Origin of the sequence: Melissospora conviva (genome assembly GCF_049523535.1) — a bacterium.
Lineage (GTDB): Bacteria > Actinomycetota > Actinomycetes > Mycobacteriales > Micromonosporaceae > Melissospora > Melissospora conviva.
Window position 1 is genome coordinate 21,760 of record NZ_JBLLDT010000002.1, and the last position, 16,269, is coordinate 38,028.

The 16,269-nt window shown below is 71.8% G+C and carries 18 protein-coding genes; 14 read left to right on the forward strand and 4 right to left on the reverse strand.

All coding sequences use genetic code 11. From position 1 onward, the window contains the following. The first annotated feature begins 81 nt into the window (after nucleotides 1–81). A complete protein-coding gene (locus ACK8GG_RS05245) occupies nucleotides 82–204 on the forward strand; it encodes a hypothetical protein (protein WP_440355703.1) in 123 nt (40 codons plus the stop codon). A 50-nt stretch (nucleotides 205–254) separates the two neighbouring features. Here ACK8GG_RS05245 and ACK8GG_RS05250 read toward each other — a convergent pair whose 3' ends face one another. The 4 genes from ACK8GG_RS05250 to ACK8GG_RS05265 all read right to left on the reverse strand — a co-directional run bounded on the left by ACK8GG_RS05250 (nucleotide 255) and on the right by ACK8GG_RS05265 (nucleotide 4,565). Beyond that, nucleotides 255–1,259, reverse strand: a complete 1,005-nt coding sequence (locus tag ACK8GG_RS05250) for a tyrosine-type recombinase/integrase (protein WP_440353115.1) — start codon at nucleotides 1,257–1,259, stop codon at nucleotides 255–257. Nucleotides 1,260–1,533: 274 nt separating this feature from the next. After that, the gene (locus tag ACK8GG_RS05255; protein WP_440353114.1) at nucleotides 1,534–2,742 is read right to left on the reverse strand and encodes an RNA-guided endonuclease InsQ/TnpB family protein; all 1,209 of its coding nucleotides are present in this window, start codon (nucleotides 2,740–2,742) and stop codon (nucleotides 1,534–1,536) included. A 400-nt stretch (nucleotides 2,743–3,142) separates the two neighbouring features. Further along, nucleotides 3,143–3,808 carry an NADPH-dependent F420 reductase gene (gene npdG, locus ACK8GG_RS05260; protein WP_440350936.1) on the reverse strand — a complete coding sequence of 222 codons (666 nt, stop codon included), beginning with the start codon at nucleotides 3,806–3,808 and terminating at the stop codon, nucleotides 3,143–3,145. A gap of 31 nt (nucleotides 3,809–3,839) precedes the next feature. Further along, nucleotides 3,840–4,565 (reverse strand): FadR/GntR family transcriptional regulator, encoded by a 726-nt coding sequence (locus ACK8GG_RS05265; protein WP_440353113.1) that lies wholly within the window; start codon nucleotides 4,563–4,565, stop codon nucleotides 3,840–3,842. Between the two features lie 220 nt (nucleotides 4,566–4,785). Here ACK8GG_RS05265 and ACK8GG_RS05270 point away from each other — a divergent pair, with 220 nt between their 5' ends. The 13 genes from ACK8GG_RS05270 to ACK8GG_RS05330 all read left to right on the forward strand — a co-directional run bounded on the left by ACK8GG_RS05270 (nucleotide 4,786) and on the right by ACK8GG_RS05330 (nucleotide 16,254). Beyond that, a complete protein-coding gene (locus ACK8GG_RS05270; RefSeq protein ID WP_440350938.1) occupies nucleotides 4,786–5,310 on the forward strand; it encodes a MaoC family dehydratase in 525 nt (174 codons plus the stop codon). Further along, nucleotides 5,307–6,353, forward strand: a complete 1,047-nt coding sequence (locus tag ACK8GG_RS05275) for an LLM class flavin-dependent oxidoreductase (RefSeq protein WP_440355704.1) — start codon at nucleotides 5,307–5,309, stop codon at nucleotides 6,351–6,353. Before ACK8GG_RS05270 ends, ACK8GG_RS05275 begins: the two co-directional genes overlap by 4 nt. After that, entirely contained in the window at nucleotides 6,350–7,558 is a 1,209-nt protein-coding gene (locus tag ACK8GG_RS05280; protein ID WP_440355705.1) for a CaiB/BaiF CoA transferase family protein, read from the forward strand. The genes ACK8GG_RS05275 and ACK8GG_RS05280 overlap by 4 nt, the downstream gene beginning before the upstream one ends. Nucleotides 7,559–7,562: 4 nt before the next feature. After that, a complete protein-coding gene (locus ACK8GG_RS05285) occupies nucleotides 7,563–8,939 on the forward strand; it encodes an MmgE/PrpD family protein (protein ID WP_440355706.1) in 1,377 nt (458 codons plus the stop codon). A 4-nt stretch (nucleotides 8,940–8,943) separates the two neighbouring features. Then, complete coding sequence (locus ACK8GG_RS05290) at nucleotides 8,944–10,158, forward strand: Rid family hydrolase (RefSeq protein WP_440355707.1); 1,215 nt, start codon at nucleotides 8,944–8,946, stop codon at nucleotides 10,156–10,158. Then, a complete protein-coding gene (locus tag ACK8GG_RS05295; protein ID WP_440355708.1) occupies nucleotides 10,158–10,658 on the forward strand; it encodes an FAS1-like dehydratase domain-containing protein in 501 nt (166 codons plus the stop codon). The genes ACK8GG_RS05290 and ACK8GG_RS05295 overlap by 1 nt, the downstream gene beginning before the upstream one ends. Continuing rightward, nucleotides 10,655–11,086, forward strand: coding sequence for a MaoC/PaaZ C-terminal domain-containing protein (locus ACK8GG_RS05300; RefSeq protein WP_440355709.1), 432 nt, complete (start codon nucleotides 10,655–10,657; stop codon nucleotides 11,084–11,086). The genes ACK8GG_RS05295 and ACK8GG_RS05300 overlap by 4 nt, the downstream gene beginning before the upstream one ends. Continuing rightward, a complete protein-coding gene (locus ACK8GG_RS05305) occupies nucleotides 11,083–12,231 on the forward strand; it encodes an acetyl-CoA acetyltransferase (protein WP_440353106.1) in 1,149 nt (382 codons plus the stop codon). The genes ACK8GG_RS05300 and ACK8GG_RS05305 overlap by 4 nt, the downstream gene beginning before the upstream one ends. Before the next feature lie 8 nt (nucleotides 12,232–12,239). Further along, nucleotides 12,240–12,641 (forward strand): Zn-ribbon domain-containing OB-fold protein, encoded by a 402-nt coding sequence (locus ACK8GG_RS05310; protein ID WP_440355710.1) that lies wholly within the window; start codon nucleotides 12,240–12,242, stop codon nucleotides 12,639–12,641. A gap of 42 nt (nucleotides 12,642–12,683) precedes the next feature. Next, the gene (locus ACK8GG_RS05315) at nucleotides 12,684–13,844 is read left to right on the forward strand and encodes an acyl-CoA dehydrogenase family protein (protein ID WP_440355711.1); all 1,161 of its coding nucleotides are present in this window, start codon (nucleotides 12,684–12,686) and stop codon (nucleotides 13,842–13,844) included. A gap of 41 nt (nucleotides 13,845–13,885) precedes the next feature. After that, the gene (locus ACK8GG_RS05320; RefSeq protein WP_440355712.1) at nucleotides 13,886–14,752 is read left to right on the forward strand and encodes a 3-hydroxybutyryl-CoA dehydrogenase; all 867 of its coding nucleotides are present in this window, start codon (nucleotides 13,886–13,888) and stop codon (nucleotides 14,750–14,752) included. An 85-nt stretch (nucleotides 14,753–14,837) separates the two neighbouring features. Then, nucleotides 14,838–15,737 (forward strand): alpha/beta hydrolase, encoded by a 900-nt coding sequence (locus ACK8GG_RS05325; protein WP_440350949.1) that lies wholly within the window; start codon nucleotides 14,838–14,840, stop codon nucleotides 15,735–15,737. Then, on the forward strand, nucleotides 15,727–16,254 hold the full coding sequence (locus tag ACK8GG_RS05330; protein ID WP_440350950.1) for a putative immunity protein: 528 nt from the start codon (nucleotides 15,727–15,729) through the stop codon (nucleotides 16,252–16,254). Before ACK8GG_RS05325 ends, ACK8GG_RS05330 begins: the two co-directional genes overlap by 11 nt. Nucleotides 16,255–16,269: the final 15 nt, after the last annotated feature.

The window sequence follows — 16,269 nt, forward strand, 5'->3', positions numbered from 1 at the left end:
ACCGCAGCGCTGGGCCTCACCGTCGACATCGCCTGCGGTCTGGCCGCAGCCCTCGGGCTGGTCGCGCCGCTCGGCCCAGGGGTGAGCATCGACGTCTTCGGCCGGCTGCTCGTCGCCGCCCACCTCGCCTGTCTCCTGGCAGTGCTCACCGGCACGGTCGGCCGGTGGTGGCGTAAGCGCCGGCTCCTACATGGTGGACGGTAGGCACAGAAGCGCGCAGGTCGAACGACATGGCATGAGATCGGCGGCACAGGTCAGGGCTTGCGGCGGGAGCGCGCCGCCCAGATCGCGTACGCGGGGTCGCGGTCGAGGTTGTGGCGGTCGCGGTCGTAGCGGCGGGTGGTGCGCGGATCGGCGTGCCCCATCGCGTCCTGCACGTCCTCCAGCGGCACCCCCTCGCCGCGGGCGGTGGTGGCGAAGGCGTGCCGCAGCGAGTGCGGCGACAGACTCGCCCAGGCCGGGATGCCCGCCTCGCGGGCCAGCCGGCGCACCAGGCGGAAGACGGCGTGCCGGTCGAGCCGGTTGCCGGCGGCGGTCACCAGCAGCGGCCCGGTGAGCGTGTCGACGCCGACCCCGGCCGCGGTGGCCCGCTGCTGCAGGTAGCTGTCAATGGCATAACCGGCGGTGGGGGTCAGGGCGCGCCGGCGGGGGCGGCCGCCCTTGCCGGTGAAGCGGATGCTGCGATGGCCGCGTTCGTGCCCCAGGTCGGTCAGGTCGAGCCCGACAAGCTCCCCCACCCGCAGCCCGAGGTCCGCCAGGAGCGTGACCACCACGGTGTTGCGCAGCGCGTACGGGCCGGTGTCGGCCGCCGCGGTGGCGAGCAGTGCGTCGACCTCGGCGGGAGTGAGCCCCACGGTGGCCGAGTGATCCCGGTCGACATAGGGCCGGTCAGCGCCGGCGACCGGGTTCGCGGGCACCGCGCCGAGCTTGGCGAGGAAGTCGTACCAGCTGGAGACCGCGGAGAGCTTTCTGGCCACCGTCGCCGGCGCCAACGGCCGGCCGGTCCGCCGGTCCGGCGTGGACTCCAGCTCGCGGGCGTAGGTGTTGACCTGCAGGAAGGTCACGGTGAGCGGGTCGAGGTCGCGGGCGCCGCACCAGCCGAGCCAGCCGGCCACGTCCCCCCGGTACGCCGCCCGGGTGTGCGCCGACAGCCGCCGGTTGGCCAGCCAGGCGTCGGTGAAGTCCATCGGGGTCGACGGCAGCGCGGGGGCGCTCGCGGCGGGACGGGACGGCGTCAGCGCGGCACTGTCGATCACCATGTGCGCAACCGTACCGATCCGCCGGTACGCGCGGGCGATCCGGGCGGCGCGCTGCACCGGATGCTCTCCCCGCCGACGACAACGGCCGCCCACCCGGTGCAGGGTGGGCGGCCGTTTCGGTACCGCAATCAGGCGTTGATCTGCTTGCGGTCGTTGTCGGTGGCCACGATGCTGATCTTGCGGGGCTTGGCGCGTTCGGCGACCGGGATGCGCAGGGTCAGCACCCCGTTCTCTTGACGTCCTCCCTTCCCTGAGGGGAGGGGATTCCGGTCTGCTACACCGGTGAGGGTGTGAGCTTCCGGTGGGTTACCGCTTCGCCGCGCGGTGCCGGGATTGCTCCTGGTCTTATCTGCGCTCCACGGTCGTTGAGGTCCACCCGTCCGGCGGCCCTGATGTTGCGTGCGGCGTTGATGTCCCGGTCGTGGATGGCCCCGCAAGGGCACGTCCACGACCGGACGTTCAGCGGTACCTTGCTGCTGACCGCCCCGCACTGCGAACACATGCGGGTGGAGGGGAACCAGCGGTCCACGCGGGCGAAGGTGCGCCCGTACCGGGCGGCCTTGTACTCCAACATGGCGGTGAACTGCGCCCAGCCGGCGTCGTGCACCGACCTGGCCAGCCGGGTCCGGACGAGCCCGGCAACAGCAAGGTCCTCGACGAACACCGCTTGGTTGTCGCGGATGATCGTCGTGGACAGTTTGTGGTGCCAGTCCCGCCGGGTGTCGGCCACCCGCGCGTGGGCGCGGGCAACCTTGACGACGGCTTTCCTGCGGTTGGCGGAGCCCTTCTGCTTACGAGCGAGGCCCTGCTGCAGACGCTTGAGTTTGCGGGCGGCACGGCGCAGGAACTTCGGCGCTGCCACCTTGCTGCCGTCCGACAGCACCGCGAAGTGTGTGAGCCCGAGGTCGATACCCACCTCGGACTCGACCGGCGGCAGCGTCTCGTCCTGCGTCATGGTCACGACGAACGAGGCGAAGTACCGGCCGGCAGCATCCCGGACGATCGTCACCGAGGTCGGCGCGGACGGCAACGGCCTCGACCAGCGCACGCTCAAGTCGCCGATCTTCGGCAGCCGCAGCCGCCCGTTGCCCAACACCTTGAACCGGGCGTTGGCGGTGAACCGGATAGCTTGCCGGTTGTCCTTGCGGGACCGAAACCGCGGCGGGGCCACCTTGCGACCCTTGCGCTTGCCGGACAGCGAGTGGAAAAAGTTGCGGTAGGCGGTGTTCAGGTCCGCCAGTGCCTGCTGCAACACCACCGCCGACACCTCGCCCAACCACGCGCGGGCCTCGGTCTTCTTGGCCTCGGTGATAACCCGCTTCGACAGATCCCCGTCCGAGACGTACGGCAGACCGTTCTCGCGGGCTTCCTGCCGGGCGCGCAGCCCGTCGTTGAACACCACCCGCGCGCACCCGAACGCCCGCGCCAGCGACTGCTGCTGGCCCGCCGTCGGGTACACACGGAAGCTGTAACGCAACTGCACCCGTCGACCGTATCGACCAGGTCTGACATCCAAGACACCCGCACGGGTAGGCACTTGAGGACCAACGCTCGGAGAAGTCCCGTTAGGCAAGATCAATTAGCGGCGCCGGTCATCGAGCGCGGCGTATTCACTGACCGAGAAGCTCTGGGCGTCCGGGTCGTCACGGCGTTCCGGTCGGATGTCGCAGAACGCACCTAGCCCGACGACTCGTCCTGGGTTGGCTGGGCGAAGATCGGTGTGGTCGTCAGCGCCGTCTGGGTGCGCATGCCAACCGCTCCTCGATGGTCTAAGGGATTCGGGTTGAGCCGGGGTGACTCAACTTCTGCTTCCTGTTCAGCTCGGGAAAGCCGCGTCGTCAACTCGAGGCGGGCACGCCGGCGGCCGACGTGCCCGCGCCCGGTCAGACGTCGGTGATGCGCAGGCCGGAGTGGGCCTTGTAGCGGCGGTTGATGCTGATCAGGTTGCAGGTCAGCGCCTCGACCTGGTGGGCGTTGCGCAGCCGGCCGGCGAAGATGCCGCGCATGCCGGGGATGGTGTCGGCAAGCTCGCGGACCACGTCGGTGGCGGCCCGGTCGTCGCCGAGCACCAGCACGTCGGTGTCGAGGGAGGTCACCTCCGGGTCCTCCAGCAGCACCGCGCTGACGTGGTGGAAGGCGGCGACGACCCGGCTGTCGGGCAGGATCGCCGCGGCCTGCTGGGCGGCCGAGCCCTCCTCGACGGGGAGCGCATAGGCGCCCTGCTTGTCGAAGCCCATCGGGTTCACACAGTCGACGACGATCTTGCCGGCGAGCGCCGGGGCGAGCTCGGTGAGCAGCTCCTTGTGGCCGTCCCAGGGCACGGCGACGATGACGATGTCACCGGCGGCAGCGGCGTCGGCGTTGGCGGCGCCGGTGATCGGGCCGCCGGTCGCCTCGGCCAGCTCGGCGGCCGTGGCCTGGGCGCGGTCGGCGGCGCGGCTGCCCAGCACCACCGTCACGCCGGCGGCGGCGAAGCGGCGGGCCAGGCCGCGGCCCTGCGGTCCGGTGCCGCCGAGGACGGCGACGGTCTGGTTCTCCAACAGGCTCACAGGTGTTCTCCTCGGTGTCGTGTGGACGGGGTCAGGACTGGTAGACGCCGCGTAGCCGGCGCAGGTGCTCACGCATCGCGGTCTCGGCGCCGGGGCCGTCGCCGGCGGCGATGAGGGCGGCGATGTCCCGGTGGTCGTTGTCGATCGCGCGCCAGTAGTCCTCGGTCAGGTCGTCGCGCAGGAAGCGGCCCTGCAGCACCCGGAACATCGGCTCGGTCATCACGTCCAGCAGGCTGTTGTGGGCGGCGGCGATGACGACGCCGTGGAACTGCCGGTGCTCGCGGAACTTCAGTCCGCGGGTGCGGCTGCGCTCCTCGTGCTCCAGCGCCTCCTCCATCAGCCGCAGATGGTCGGCGGTACGCCGTTCGGCGGCGAGCCCGGCGGCCGGGACCTCCAGCAGCTCGCGCGCCTCCAGGATCTCGCCCACGCTCATGCCGTCGCCGGACATCAGCCCGATGCTGGCCTCGAGATAGTCACTGACCTGGTGGGGCTGGACCCGGGCCACGAAGGTGCCGCCGGTGGTGCCGCGGACGGTGACCAGCAGGTCGCGGGAGGTCAGGGCGCGCAGCGCCTCGCGGACGGTGCTGCGGCTGACGCCGAAGATCGAGGCGAGTTCGCTCTCGGCGGGCAGCCGGTCGCCCGGGGCGAGCTTGCCGCGCATCACCAGTTCACGCAGCTGGTCGGCGACCTGCTGGTAGGCGGGCCGGACCTTCTGCACGGGCAGCGCCGGCGACGGTGACACGTCCGGTGTGGTCATCGTTTCGCCTCTTCCTGCCGTACGCCATGAGGCCGTCGCGCCTGCTTCCGGCGGACCGGGCCGCACCCGCGGTGCGCTGCCGGTTCTGCTGAGTCTGACATATCCCCGGCCCGCCGTGGCCAGCTGGCTCGCTCTGTGGAACGGTGTTCCGAAAGCGTTGACAACAATATGTCAGACATTTAGGTTCGCGTCATCGGACCGCGCGCGGAAGGGCAGGGACATGGGCGTCAAAGAGGGCTGGCAGGGCAGGTTCTTCGAGGACTTCGAGATCGGTGACATCTACCAGCACCCGCTGGGCCGCACCGTCAGCGAAGCCGACAACACCTGGTTCACGCTGCTGACGATGAACACCAACCAGATGCACTTCAACAGCGAGTACGCCAAGAAGAGCGAGTTCGGCAAGCCGCTGGTGGTCTCCACCTTCACCGTCGCCATCGCCGTCGGTCAGAGCGTCACCGACATCACCCAGAACGCCTTCGCCAACCTCGGCTGGGACGAGATCCGGATGACCAACCCGGTCTTCGCCGGCGACACCCTCTTCAGCGAGTCGATCGTGCTGGAGAAGCGCGAGTCGGGCAGCCGCCCGCACGCCGGCATCGTCACCGTACGCACCCGCACCCTGAACCAGGACGGCAAGGAGGTCTGCTCCTTCAAGCGCACCTTCTACGTCTACAAGCGGGGCGCCGAGCAGCTCGCCGACACCTTCCCCACCGCCGAGCGTCCCCTGACCGTCGACGGGAAGTGACCAGCCGCATGCGCATCACCTACGCCCCCTGGGGCGAGACGCTCGCCGAGCTCGCCGAGGTCTCCCGCCGGGCCGAGGCCGCCGGCGCCGAGACGGTCTGGGTGCCGGAACTGCACCGCAGCGCCACCGTCACCGCCGCCGCCCTGGCCCAGGCCACCAGCACCGTACGGGTCGGCACCGCCATCGCGCTGGCCTTCACCCGCAGCCCGATGGTCACCGCCCTGGAAGCCCTCGACATCGACGAGATCTCCGGCGGCCGGTTCGTGCTGGGGCTCGGCAGCGGCGTGCAGCGGCTCAACGAGAACTGGCACAACGCCCAGTGGGGCAAGCCGGTCGGGCACCTGCGCGAGACCGTCCGCAACATCCGCGAGTTCATCGCGACCTGCACCAGCGGCGACGAGATCGCCCTGGAGGGCGAGTACGAGCCGATGCGCATCCGCGGCTACGAGCGGCCCTTCCCGGTGGTCCGCGACCGGATCCCGGTCTACCTGGCCGCGATGGGGCCGGCGATGACCCGCCTGGCCGGGCAGATCGGCGACGGCTGGATCAGCCACGAGCTCTGCTCGCCGCGCTACCTGACCGAGCGGATCCTGCCGGAGCTGGAAACCGGCATCGGCCGCACCGAGGGCAAGACCCGCGCCGACCTGGACGTGGTGGTCTCCGCCTGCTGCTCGGTCGACCCGGACCCGGCCCAGGCCCGCCGCCGCGTCGCCGGCCTGGTCGGCTTCTACGCAAGCGTCCGCACCTACGCCGACTTCTTCGAGTTCCACGGTCTCGGCGAGCAGCAGCAGGCAGTCATCGACGCCTTCCGCGCCGGCCGGGGCGCCGACTACCTCGCCGACTCCGTCACCGACGAGATGGTCGAGGCGCTCACCCTGGTCGGCGACCGCGACCAGGTCGCCGCGCAGATCGCCGCATACGAGGGCAAGGCCGACTCGGTCAAGCTCAGTCCCCCCACCCACGGCATCGACGCCGCGGACACCCGCAAGGCGCAGGACGAGATCATCGCGCTGATCGCGGAGCTCACTGGAGGCAAGGCATGAAGCCGCTGGAAGACGTCCGGATCATCGCGGTCGAGCAGTACGGCGCCGGCCCGTTCGGCAGCGTGCACCTGGCCGACCTGGGCGCCGAGGTCATCAAGATCGAGGACCCGCGGATGGGCGGCGACGTCGGCCGCTACGTCCCGCCCTACGGCGAGGAGGAGGACTCGCTCTTCTTCGAGACCTTCAACCGCAACAAGCGCAGCCTCTCCCTGGACCTCTCCACCCCCGCCGGGCGGCAGGTCTTCGAGGAGCTGGTCAAGGTCAGCGACGTCGTCTACTCCAACCTGCGCGGCGACGTGCCGAAGAAGATCGGCATCACCTACGACGACCTCAAGCACATCAACCCGAAGATCGTCTGCTGTTCGCTGACCGGCTTCGGGATGACCGGGCCGCGCTCCAAGGAGCCCGGCTACGACTACGTGCTGCAGGGCCTGGCCGGCTGGATGGACCTCACCGGTGAGCCCGACGGCCCGCCGACCAAGTCCGGCCTGTCGCTGGTGGACTACTCCGGTGGTTTCGTGGCCGCGATCTCGCTGCTGGCCGGGCTGCACGCCGCCCGCCGCGACGGTGTCGGCATGGACTGCGACGTCAGCCTCTACGACACCGCCATGGGGATGCTGACCTACCCGGCGACCTGGCACCTCAACGCCGGCTTCACCCCGGTGCGTACCCGCCACTCGGCCCACCCGTCGCTGGTGCCCTTCCAGGCCTTCGAGGCCTCGGACGGGTGGCTGGTCGTCGGCTGCGCCAAGGAGAAGTTCTGGGCGCGGCTGGCCGAGGTGGTCGGGCACCCGGAGTGGGCCCAGCCGGACTCGCCGTACGGCACGTTCGCCGGCCGGCAGCGCAACAGCGTGGAGCTGCTGGCGCAGCTGGAGGAGATCTTCCAGAAGCGCACAGTCGACGAGTGGCTTTCGGTGCTCTACCCCGCCGCGATTCCCTGCGGACCGATCAACGACGTGCCGGCGGCGCTGCGCGAGGAGCACACCCTGGCCCGCAACCTGATCGTCGAGACCGAGCACCCGCGCTTCGGCACCGTCACCCAGGTCGCCTCCCCGGTGCGGGTGGGCAGCGAGACCCCGACGTACCGGCGGGCGCCGCTGCGCAACGAGGACTTCGACCTGGTGGTGCGTGACATCCTCGGCCTCGACGACGAGCGGGTCAGCGAGCTGAAGCAGCAGGGCGCCTTCGGCGCGGCGGAGGCCTGAGGCGATGATCGCGCGGGAGCTGGCCGAGTGGGCCACCGGTGAGATCAGCGCGCCGGAGCCGGTGCGGGCCGCGGCCGCCCGGCACCTGCTCGACGGCCTTGGCACCGCCCTGGCCGCGGTCCGCACCGGCGCGGCGACGCCCGCGCTGACGGTGGCCCGCGGGCTGGGCGGCCCGGCCGAGTCGACGATCCTGGGCACCGCCGAGCGCCTCGGCGCGCCGGCGGCGGCGCTGGCCAACGGGACGCTGGTGCACGCCCTGGACTTCGACGACACCCACGCCGGTGGCCTGGTGCACGCCACCGCGGTCGTGCTCCCCGCGGCACTGGCCGTCGGTGAGGAGCGCGGCGCCTCCGGCGCGGCGGTCCTCACCGCGGCCGTGGCCGGCTACGAGACCGCCTGCCGGGTCGCCGCGGCGGCGCCGCACGGCTTCCACGCCCGCGGCCTGCACGCCACCATGGTCGCCGGGGTCTTCTCCTCGGCGGTGGTGGCCGCCCGGCTGATGGGGCTCGACGCCGCCCGCACCGCCGACGCGCTCGGCATCGCCGGCAGCCAGGCCGGCGGCCTGCTCGCCTTCCTCGGCACCGGCGCCTCCACCAAGCAGCTGCACCCCGGCTTCGCGTCCCAGGCGGGCATCATCGCCGCCCGGCTCGCCGCCGCCGGGGCGACCGGGCCGGAGACCGTCTTCGACGGGCCGCACGGCGTCTACGACGCGCTCGCCGCCGGCACCACCGACCCGGGCAGCATCGTGGCCGGGCTCGGGCAGCGCTGGGAGACCGGCGGCATCGGCATCAAGCCCTGGCCGGCCTGCCAGCTCTCGCACGCCACCATGGCCGCGGTGCTGGACGCGATGAGCCGGCACGGCTTCGGCGCCGGCCAGGTCGCCGCCGTGCACGCGGTGGTGCACCCCGACTCGGCCTCGGTGGTCTGCGACACCAGCCGGGACCTGACCCGCCCGGCCAGCCCGTACGCGGCGAAGTTCTCGCTGCCCTGGTGTGTGGGTGCGGTCCTGGCCGACGGCCGGGTCGGCATCGACACCTTCGCCGAGTCGTCCCTGGCCCGGCCGGAGGTCGCCGCCCTGGCCGCCCGCGTCACCTGGGACGTGGCGGGCGCGCCCGGCGTGCACGCCGCCGACGCCCCCGGCGACGTCCGGATCACCCTGACCGACGGCCGTACGGTCACCGGTCACGTCGACCGCAGCCCCGGCGGCGGCAGCGCACCGCTGACGCAGGACGCCCTGGTGACCAAGCTCGAGACCAACGTCGGCCGGCCCGCACCGGAGCTGGTGCGCGCCGTCACCGAACTGGACTCGGCCCCCGACCTGACCCACCTCATCCGCGGGTGCGCCGCCGCGGTTGCCGCCCACACCGAACACGGAGACTGACGACATGGCCCTGGAAGCGATCAAGCCTGCGGACTTCCACTGGTTCCCCTACGAGGGGTTCACCTTCTGCCTGGGGCTCGCCGAGGGCGAGCACGCCTGGACCTCCGGGCACACCGCGGCGAAGTTCGACCCGGCGATCGGCAAGATGCGGGTCGAGGGAACCATGCAGGAGCAGGCGCGCACCGCGTACGCCAAGGTCCTCACCATCGTCGAGGGCGCCGGACTGTCGCTGTCGGACATCACCCACATCACCGAGAACGTGACGCTCTCCGGCCTGCCGCACTACGCGGAGGCCGCCGCCGTGCGCGCCGAACTCTTCGGTGCGCACCAGCCGACGGTGACCACCGTGGTGGTCGAGCGGCTGGTGCGTTCCACGGCCTTCCTGGAGGTGGAGCTGCGCGCCACCAAGGGCGGTGGGACGCGGCTGCTGGCGGCCAGCGAGGAGCGGGCGGCCGGCACCTTCGTGCCGTCGGCGATCGTCGAGGGGCACGACGGGACCGTGCACCTGCCGACGATGGTGCCGATCGACGCAGACGGCGACATCGTCGCGCCAGGCGACTTCGTCGGCCAGTACCGCTACTGCCTGGAGCAGGCCGACGTGCTGCTGCGCCAGGTGGGGCTCTCGCTGGACAACGCCGTCACCACCTACGACTACTCCACCCCCGGCAGCCGGGAGGTGTACCGCAAGACGCACCGGGTGCGCAAGGAACTGCTCGGCAACGGCGGGGTCTACCCCGGCGCCGGCGGCATCCTGATGAGCCGGCTGCACCACCCGGAGCAGCTCGTCGCCATCGACGTGACCGCCTCGCGGCACCCGCTGGAGCTGGTCAACCCGGGCTGGAAGCGCTACGACACCCTCACCTACGCCCCGGGTGTGAAGGCCGGCCGGACGCTGTTCATGTCCGGCTTCGCCGCCCTGGACATGGAGACGCAGGAGGCGCTGCACCCGGGCGACCTGGGCGCGCAGGCCGAGGCGACGTACGGGGCGATCCTGCACCTGCTGCGTTACGCCGGGCTCGGCCCGGAGCACCTGCTGTCGACCATCGAGTTCTGTGTGGAGCGGGAGCTGCGCAACTACCGCGCGGTCGCCCCGGTCCGGGAGCGGCTGCTGACCGCCCCGTGGCCGGCCTCCACCGGCGCGATCTGCGCCGACCTGCTGCGCCCGGAGTTCCTGCTGGAGGTCTTCCCGACCGCCCTCTACCCCGCCGAGGCCGCCTGATGGGACTGCTCACCGACGAACTGCGCGCCCGCATCGGCGAGCGCCGCGTCTACACCGCGCCGGAGGAGTTCGGGGCCGCCGCCGGCCGCTACTTCGGACTGGCCATCGGCGACACCAACCCGCTCTACTCCGACCCGGAGTACGCCCGCGCCCAGGGCCTGGCCGGGGTGACCGCCCCGCCGACGCTGATCTGCGAGACCAACCAGTACGCCAACATCGCCCCCGACCCGGAGGGTTACGCCGGGCACACCTGGGGTCTGGAGCTGCCCGGCACCCGCACCGTGCGCGGCGGCAACTCGTACGAGTTCTTCCGCCGGATCCGCCCCGAGGACGTGATCACCGCGACGTGGGAGATCGCCGACATGACGGAGAAGCGCACCGGCAGCGGCACCGAGATGCTGATCGTGGCGTCCCGGGCGAGCTACACCAACCAGCACGGCGAGCTGCTGGCCACCAACGAGGAGACGATCATCTTCGTCGCCCTGGGAGGCAACTCATGACGCCCCGCGTCGGCGACACCGTTCCCGAGCTGACCCGCACCATCACGCTCACCGACATGGTGGCGTACGCGGGCGCCACCTGGGACTGGCACCAGATGCACTACGACCCGGCGTTCCTGGCACGCAAAGGGCTGCCGGCCGCGGTGGTCGACGGCCAGGTCTTCGGGGCGCTGCTGGTGGAGCAGTTGCAGGACTGGCTCGGGCCGCAGTGCTTCGTGCGCAAGCTGCACTTCACCTTCAAGGCGCTGGTCTTCGCCGGCGAGACGATCCGCTGTGAGGGCACGGTCACCGAGGCCGACGACACGCAGGTCGTGGTGACCCAGCGCATCGTGGTGGTCGACGCCGACGGGCAGGAGACCCGGGTCGCGGTCGCCAAGGCCGGCGCGACGGTGCTGCTGGGACGCGCCGACGGGCCGGGCGCGGCATGAGCGGCGGGGTCGCGATCGTCGGTGCCGCCGAGTGCGATCTCGGCGTCACCGGCGCCTCCATCCTCGGCCTGCAGACCCAGGCGGTGACCCGGGCGCTGGCCGACGCCGGGCTCAAGCTCAGCGACGTCGACGGCATCGCCACCACCGGCGTCTCGCGCTTCTCGGCCACCCAGCTCGCCGACCACTTCGGGCTGACCCCGCGCTGGACGGACTCGACGTACGCGGGCGGTTCGGCGTTCGAGATGTTCGTGGCGCGCGCCGCGCAGGCGATCGCCGCCGGGCAGGCCGAGGTCGTGGTGATCTCGTTCGCCTCCAACCAGCGGTCGGCGAAGTCGCGCTCGCTGGCCGGGGTGCTGGAGAGCCACACCCCCGAGGCGCAGTTCGAGACACCGTACGCGCCGCTCTTCCCGCTGTCGTACTACGCGATGGCCGCCCAGCGGTACCTGCACGTCTACGGCAAGTCGCGCGCGCAGCTCGCCGAGGTGGCGGTCGCCGCCCGCGAGTGGGCGCTGCTCAACCCCAAGGCGTTCCGGTACGGCGCCGGGCCGCTCAGCGTCGACGACGTCCTCGGCTCGACCATGATCTCCAGCCCGTTGACGGCCGGTGACTGCTGCCTGGTCACCGACGGCGGCGGCGCGGTGGTGCTCACCAGCGCCGAACGGGCCCGGGACCTGGCGAAGAAGCCGGTGCACGTGCTCGGCTACGGCGAGCGCACCACCAACACCTCGATGACCGCCGTACGGGACCTGACGGTCAGCGGGGCGGCCGGCGCCGCGCAGGACGCCCTGGCCCGGGCCGGGCTCGGCATCGGCGACATCGACGTCTTCGAGGTCTACGACTCGTTCACCATCACCGTCGCGCTGACCCTGGAGGCGCTGGGCCTCTGCGGCCCCGGCGAGGCGCTGGACCTGATCGCCGACGGCAACATCCGCCCCGGCGGCGGACTGGCCCTCAACACCAGTGGCGGCGGCCTCTCCTACTGCCACCCCGGCCAGTACGGGGTGCTGCTGCTGGTGGAGGCGGTGCGTCAGCTGCGCGGCGAGGCCGGGGACCGGCAGGTGCCCGGCGCCCGGCACGCGCTGGCCCACGGCACCGGGGGGATCCTCTCCACCCACGCCACCGTCGTTCTGGGGGTAGAGCCGTGATCGACTCGATGAGCGCGCCGGATGTTCCGCCGGCCGACGAGATCACCGCGGGCTGGTGGGACGCCACCCGGGAACACCGGCTCGTGGTGCAGGGCTGTGAGTCCTGCGGCGCCGTGCAGCACCCGCCGCGCGGGGTCTGCACCGGCTGCGGCGAGACCGGTGCACTGGTCTGGCGCGACGACACCGGGGCCGGCGTCGTCGACTCCTTCACCGTCGTGCACCGCGCGCCGCGCAAGGACCTGGCGGTGCCGTACGTGATCGCCCGGGTCCGCCTTGACTGCGGGGTGCTGCTGCTGACCCGCCTCGAAGGCGCCGACGCGCAGGCGTGGCGCATCGACGACCGGGTCCGGGTGGCCTGGGTCGACCTCGCCGACGGGCGTGCCCTGCCGGTCTTCACCACTGCCGACTGACTTTCCCCGGGCGCACGCGCGCCCACCGACGAGAGGTACGACGTGGACTTCAAGTTCGATGAGGACCAGCGCGAGTTCCGGGCGCTGCTGCGCAACTTTGTCGACCGGGAGATCATCCCGGTGGCGCGGGAGTGGGAGCAGTCCGGCCGCTACCCGACCGAGATCGTCAAGGGCATGGCCGACATGGGCCTGTTCGGCATCACCATCCCCGAGGAGTACGGCGGCCTGGACCTGGACCCGGTCTCGTTCGCGCTGGTCTTCGAGGAGATCGCCCGCGGCTGGATGGGGATCGCCGGCATCCTGGGCAGCCACTCGCTGGCCTGCCGCATGATCGCCATGCACGGCACCGAGGAGCAGAAGCAGGCGTACCTGCCGGAGCTGGCGACCGGTGTGCGGCGTACCGGCATCGGCCTGACCGAGCCCGACGCCGGCACCGATCTGCAGGGCATCCGCACCACCGCCCGGCTCGAGGGTGACCACTACGTGGTCAACGGCTCGAAGATGTGGATCACCAACGCCCGGTACGCGAACCCGCTGCCGGTGCTGGTCAAGACCGACCCGAGCGCGACGCCGGCCCACAAGGGCATGAGTGTGCTGCTGATCGACTCCGACCTTGATGGCTTCATCGTCACCAAGGACATCCCGAAGCTCGGCTACAAGGGCACCGAGAGCTGCGAGATCCTGCTGGACAACGTGCGGGTGCCGGCGGACCGGCTGCTCGGCGGCGTCGAGGGCATCGGCATGAAGCAGGTGCTGTCGGCGCTGGAGTGGGGCCGGGTCAACATCGCCGCCCGCTCGGTCGGCATCGCCCAGCGCGCCCACGACGAGGCGCTGTCCTACGCCCAGCAGCGCAAGGCGTTCGGCAAGCCGATCTCCGACTTCCAGGCCATCCAGCTCAAGCTCGCCCAGGTGGCCACGCAGCTGCAGGCGGCGCGGCTGATGGCGTACTGGGCCGCGGACGCGGTCAAGTCCGGCCGCGCCGACGGCGAGACCGGCATGGCCAAGATCTTCTGCTCGGAGGTGGCGCTGGAGGCGGCCATCGACGCGATGAAGGTGCACGGCGGCTACGGCTACTCCACCGAATTCGAGGTGGAGCGCCTCTACCGCGACGCCATCCTGATGAGCATCGGTGAGGGCACCAACGACATCCTGCGTACTGTTGTCGCGAAGTCGCTGATCCGCGGCGAGACAGTCGTCGGCTGATCTCCGCCAGAGTCCGCGCACGAACCGAAAAAGGGACAGCAATGATGAACGACAACAAACGCGTAGGTGTGCTCGGCGCCGGCCTGATGGGCTCCGGCATCGTCGAGGTCTGCGCCCGCAGCGGTTGCGATGTGATTTCGTACGAGGTCTCCCCCGAGGCATCGGCGGCCGGACGCAAGCGGGTCGAGGCGTCGCTGGGCAAGGCCCTGGCCAAGGGCAAGATCACCGAGGCGGAGCACGCCGAGACGCTGGGCCGGATCCGCTACACCTCGGACCTGGACGACCTGGCCGACCGGCAGCTGACCTTCGAGGCGGTAATCGAGCGCGAGGACATCAAGCTCGACCTCTTCAGCCGCCTCGACAAAATCGTCACCGATCCGGAGGCGGTCCTCTCCAGCAACACCTCTTCCATTCCGATCATGAAGCTGGCGATGGCGACCAGCCGCCCCGACCGGGTCATCGGCGTGCACTTCTTCAACCCCGCGCCGGTGCAGCCGCTGGTGGAGCTGGTGCCGTCGCTGCTCACCTCCGACGAGACCGCGGCCGCCGCCGACGGCTTCGCCGCGCAGGTGCTCGGCAAGACGGTGATCCGCTCCCAGGACCGGGCCGGTTTCATCGTCAACTCGCTGCTGGTGCCCTACATCCTCTCCGCGATCCGGATGTACGACTCCGGCTTCGCCAGCGTCGAGGACATCGACCGGGGCATGGAGCTTGGCTGCGCCCACCCGATGGGCCCGCTCAAGCTCGCCGACCTGATCGGCCTGGACACCATCCAGGCGATCTCCGAGGCGATGTACGAGGAGTTCAAGGAGCCACTGCACTACGCCCCGCCGGTGCTGCTGCGGATGGTGCAGGCCGGCCTGCTCGGCCGCAAGTCCGGCCGCGGCTTCTACGACTACTCCCGCTGACCGCAACCGGCCCCGCTCGTGGTGAGCGGGGCCGGCCGCTGCGCGGGGACACCGGGACCCGGCGCCTCCGCGCTACCGTCGGGGCATGGACGCGTTCACCGAAGTCGATGTCCAGTTCTCCAGTGACGGCGGCCGGCGGGCCGGCCGCCTGTTCCGGCCGGAGGCGGCGCGGCCGGTGCCGTGCGTGGTGATGTGCTCCGGCTTCGGCAGCACCATGGACCGCCTCTTCGGCTGGGCCGGGACCTTCGCCGCCGCGGGACTCGCCGCCCTGGTCTTCGACTACGGCAGCTTCGGCCGCAGCGAGGGCGAGCCGCGTCAGGTCGTCGACATCGACGGCCAGCTCGCCGACGTACGGGCGGCGGTGGCCTTCGCCCGGGCCGACGACGCCGTCGATTCTGACCGGATCGTGCTCTGGGGCAACTCCCTCGGCGGCGCCCACGCGATCACCGTCGCCGCCGACGACCCGCGGATCGCCGCCGTGGTGGCGCAGATCCCGTTCAACGGCTTCCCGCGCAAGGTGCAGGGGCGGTCCACCGGGTACACCCTGCGGCTGCTGAGCGCGATCGGGTGGGACGCGCTGCGGGGCCGGCTGGGGCTGAGCCCGCACTACATTCCGCTGGTCGGCGAGCCGGGCGAGGTGGCGATCACCAACGCGGCCGAGGCGAAGGAGCACATCGGCACGCTCTCGGCCGGCGGCTCGCTCTGGCGCAACCAGGTCGCGCCCCGGGCGACGTGGCCGATGATGCGCTACCGGCCGGAGGAGTCGGCCGCCCGGCTGCGGGTGCCGCTGCTGGTCTGCCTCGCCGCCGACGACGCCGAGTCGCCGGAGGAGCTGAGCAGCCGGCTGGCGCGACGGGCGCCGCAGGGGCGGCTGCGGCACTATCCGGGCACGCACTTCTCCTTCTACACCGACGCGGGGCTGCGGCAGCGGGTCGCCGCCGACCAGATCGCCTTCGTCGACGAGGTGCTCTCGCGTGACCGGTGACTTCACCCTGACCGCGGAGGAGCTGCGGACCGTGGCCCGCTACGTCGCCGGGACCGCCCAGCAGGTGCTGCCGGTCTACGAGGAGGCCCACCCGGGTGACCCGCGGCCCCGGGCCGCGCTGGCGGCGGCGTGGGAGTTCGTCGAGGGCGCGCCCCGGACGCGGCTGCAGCGGGTCACCTCGATGGACGCGCACCGCGCGGCCCGGGAGGCCGGCGGCGAAGCGGCCCGGCTCGCCGCCCAGGCCGCCGGGGACGCCGCCTCCGCCGCCTACCTGCACCCGATCGCGAAGGCCCACCAGGTCGGGCACATTCTCCGCGCCGCCGCGAACGCCGCCCGGATCGCCGAACTGCGTGCCGGTGACGATCCCGCCGCCGGAACGCGGGTGATCGCCGAGGCACGGGCCCGGGCCACGCCGGAGCTGATCGACGTGCTGCGGCGGTACCCGCCCGCGCCCGCCGGCCGCAGCCGCGTCGCGGCGCTCATGGCCGGGCTCGACGCGGCGCTGCGCGAGAAGTGAGACCGGCTGCACTTC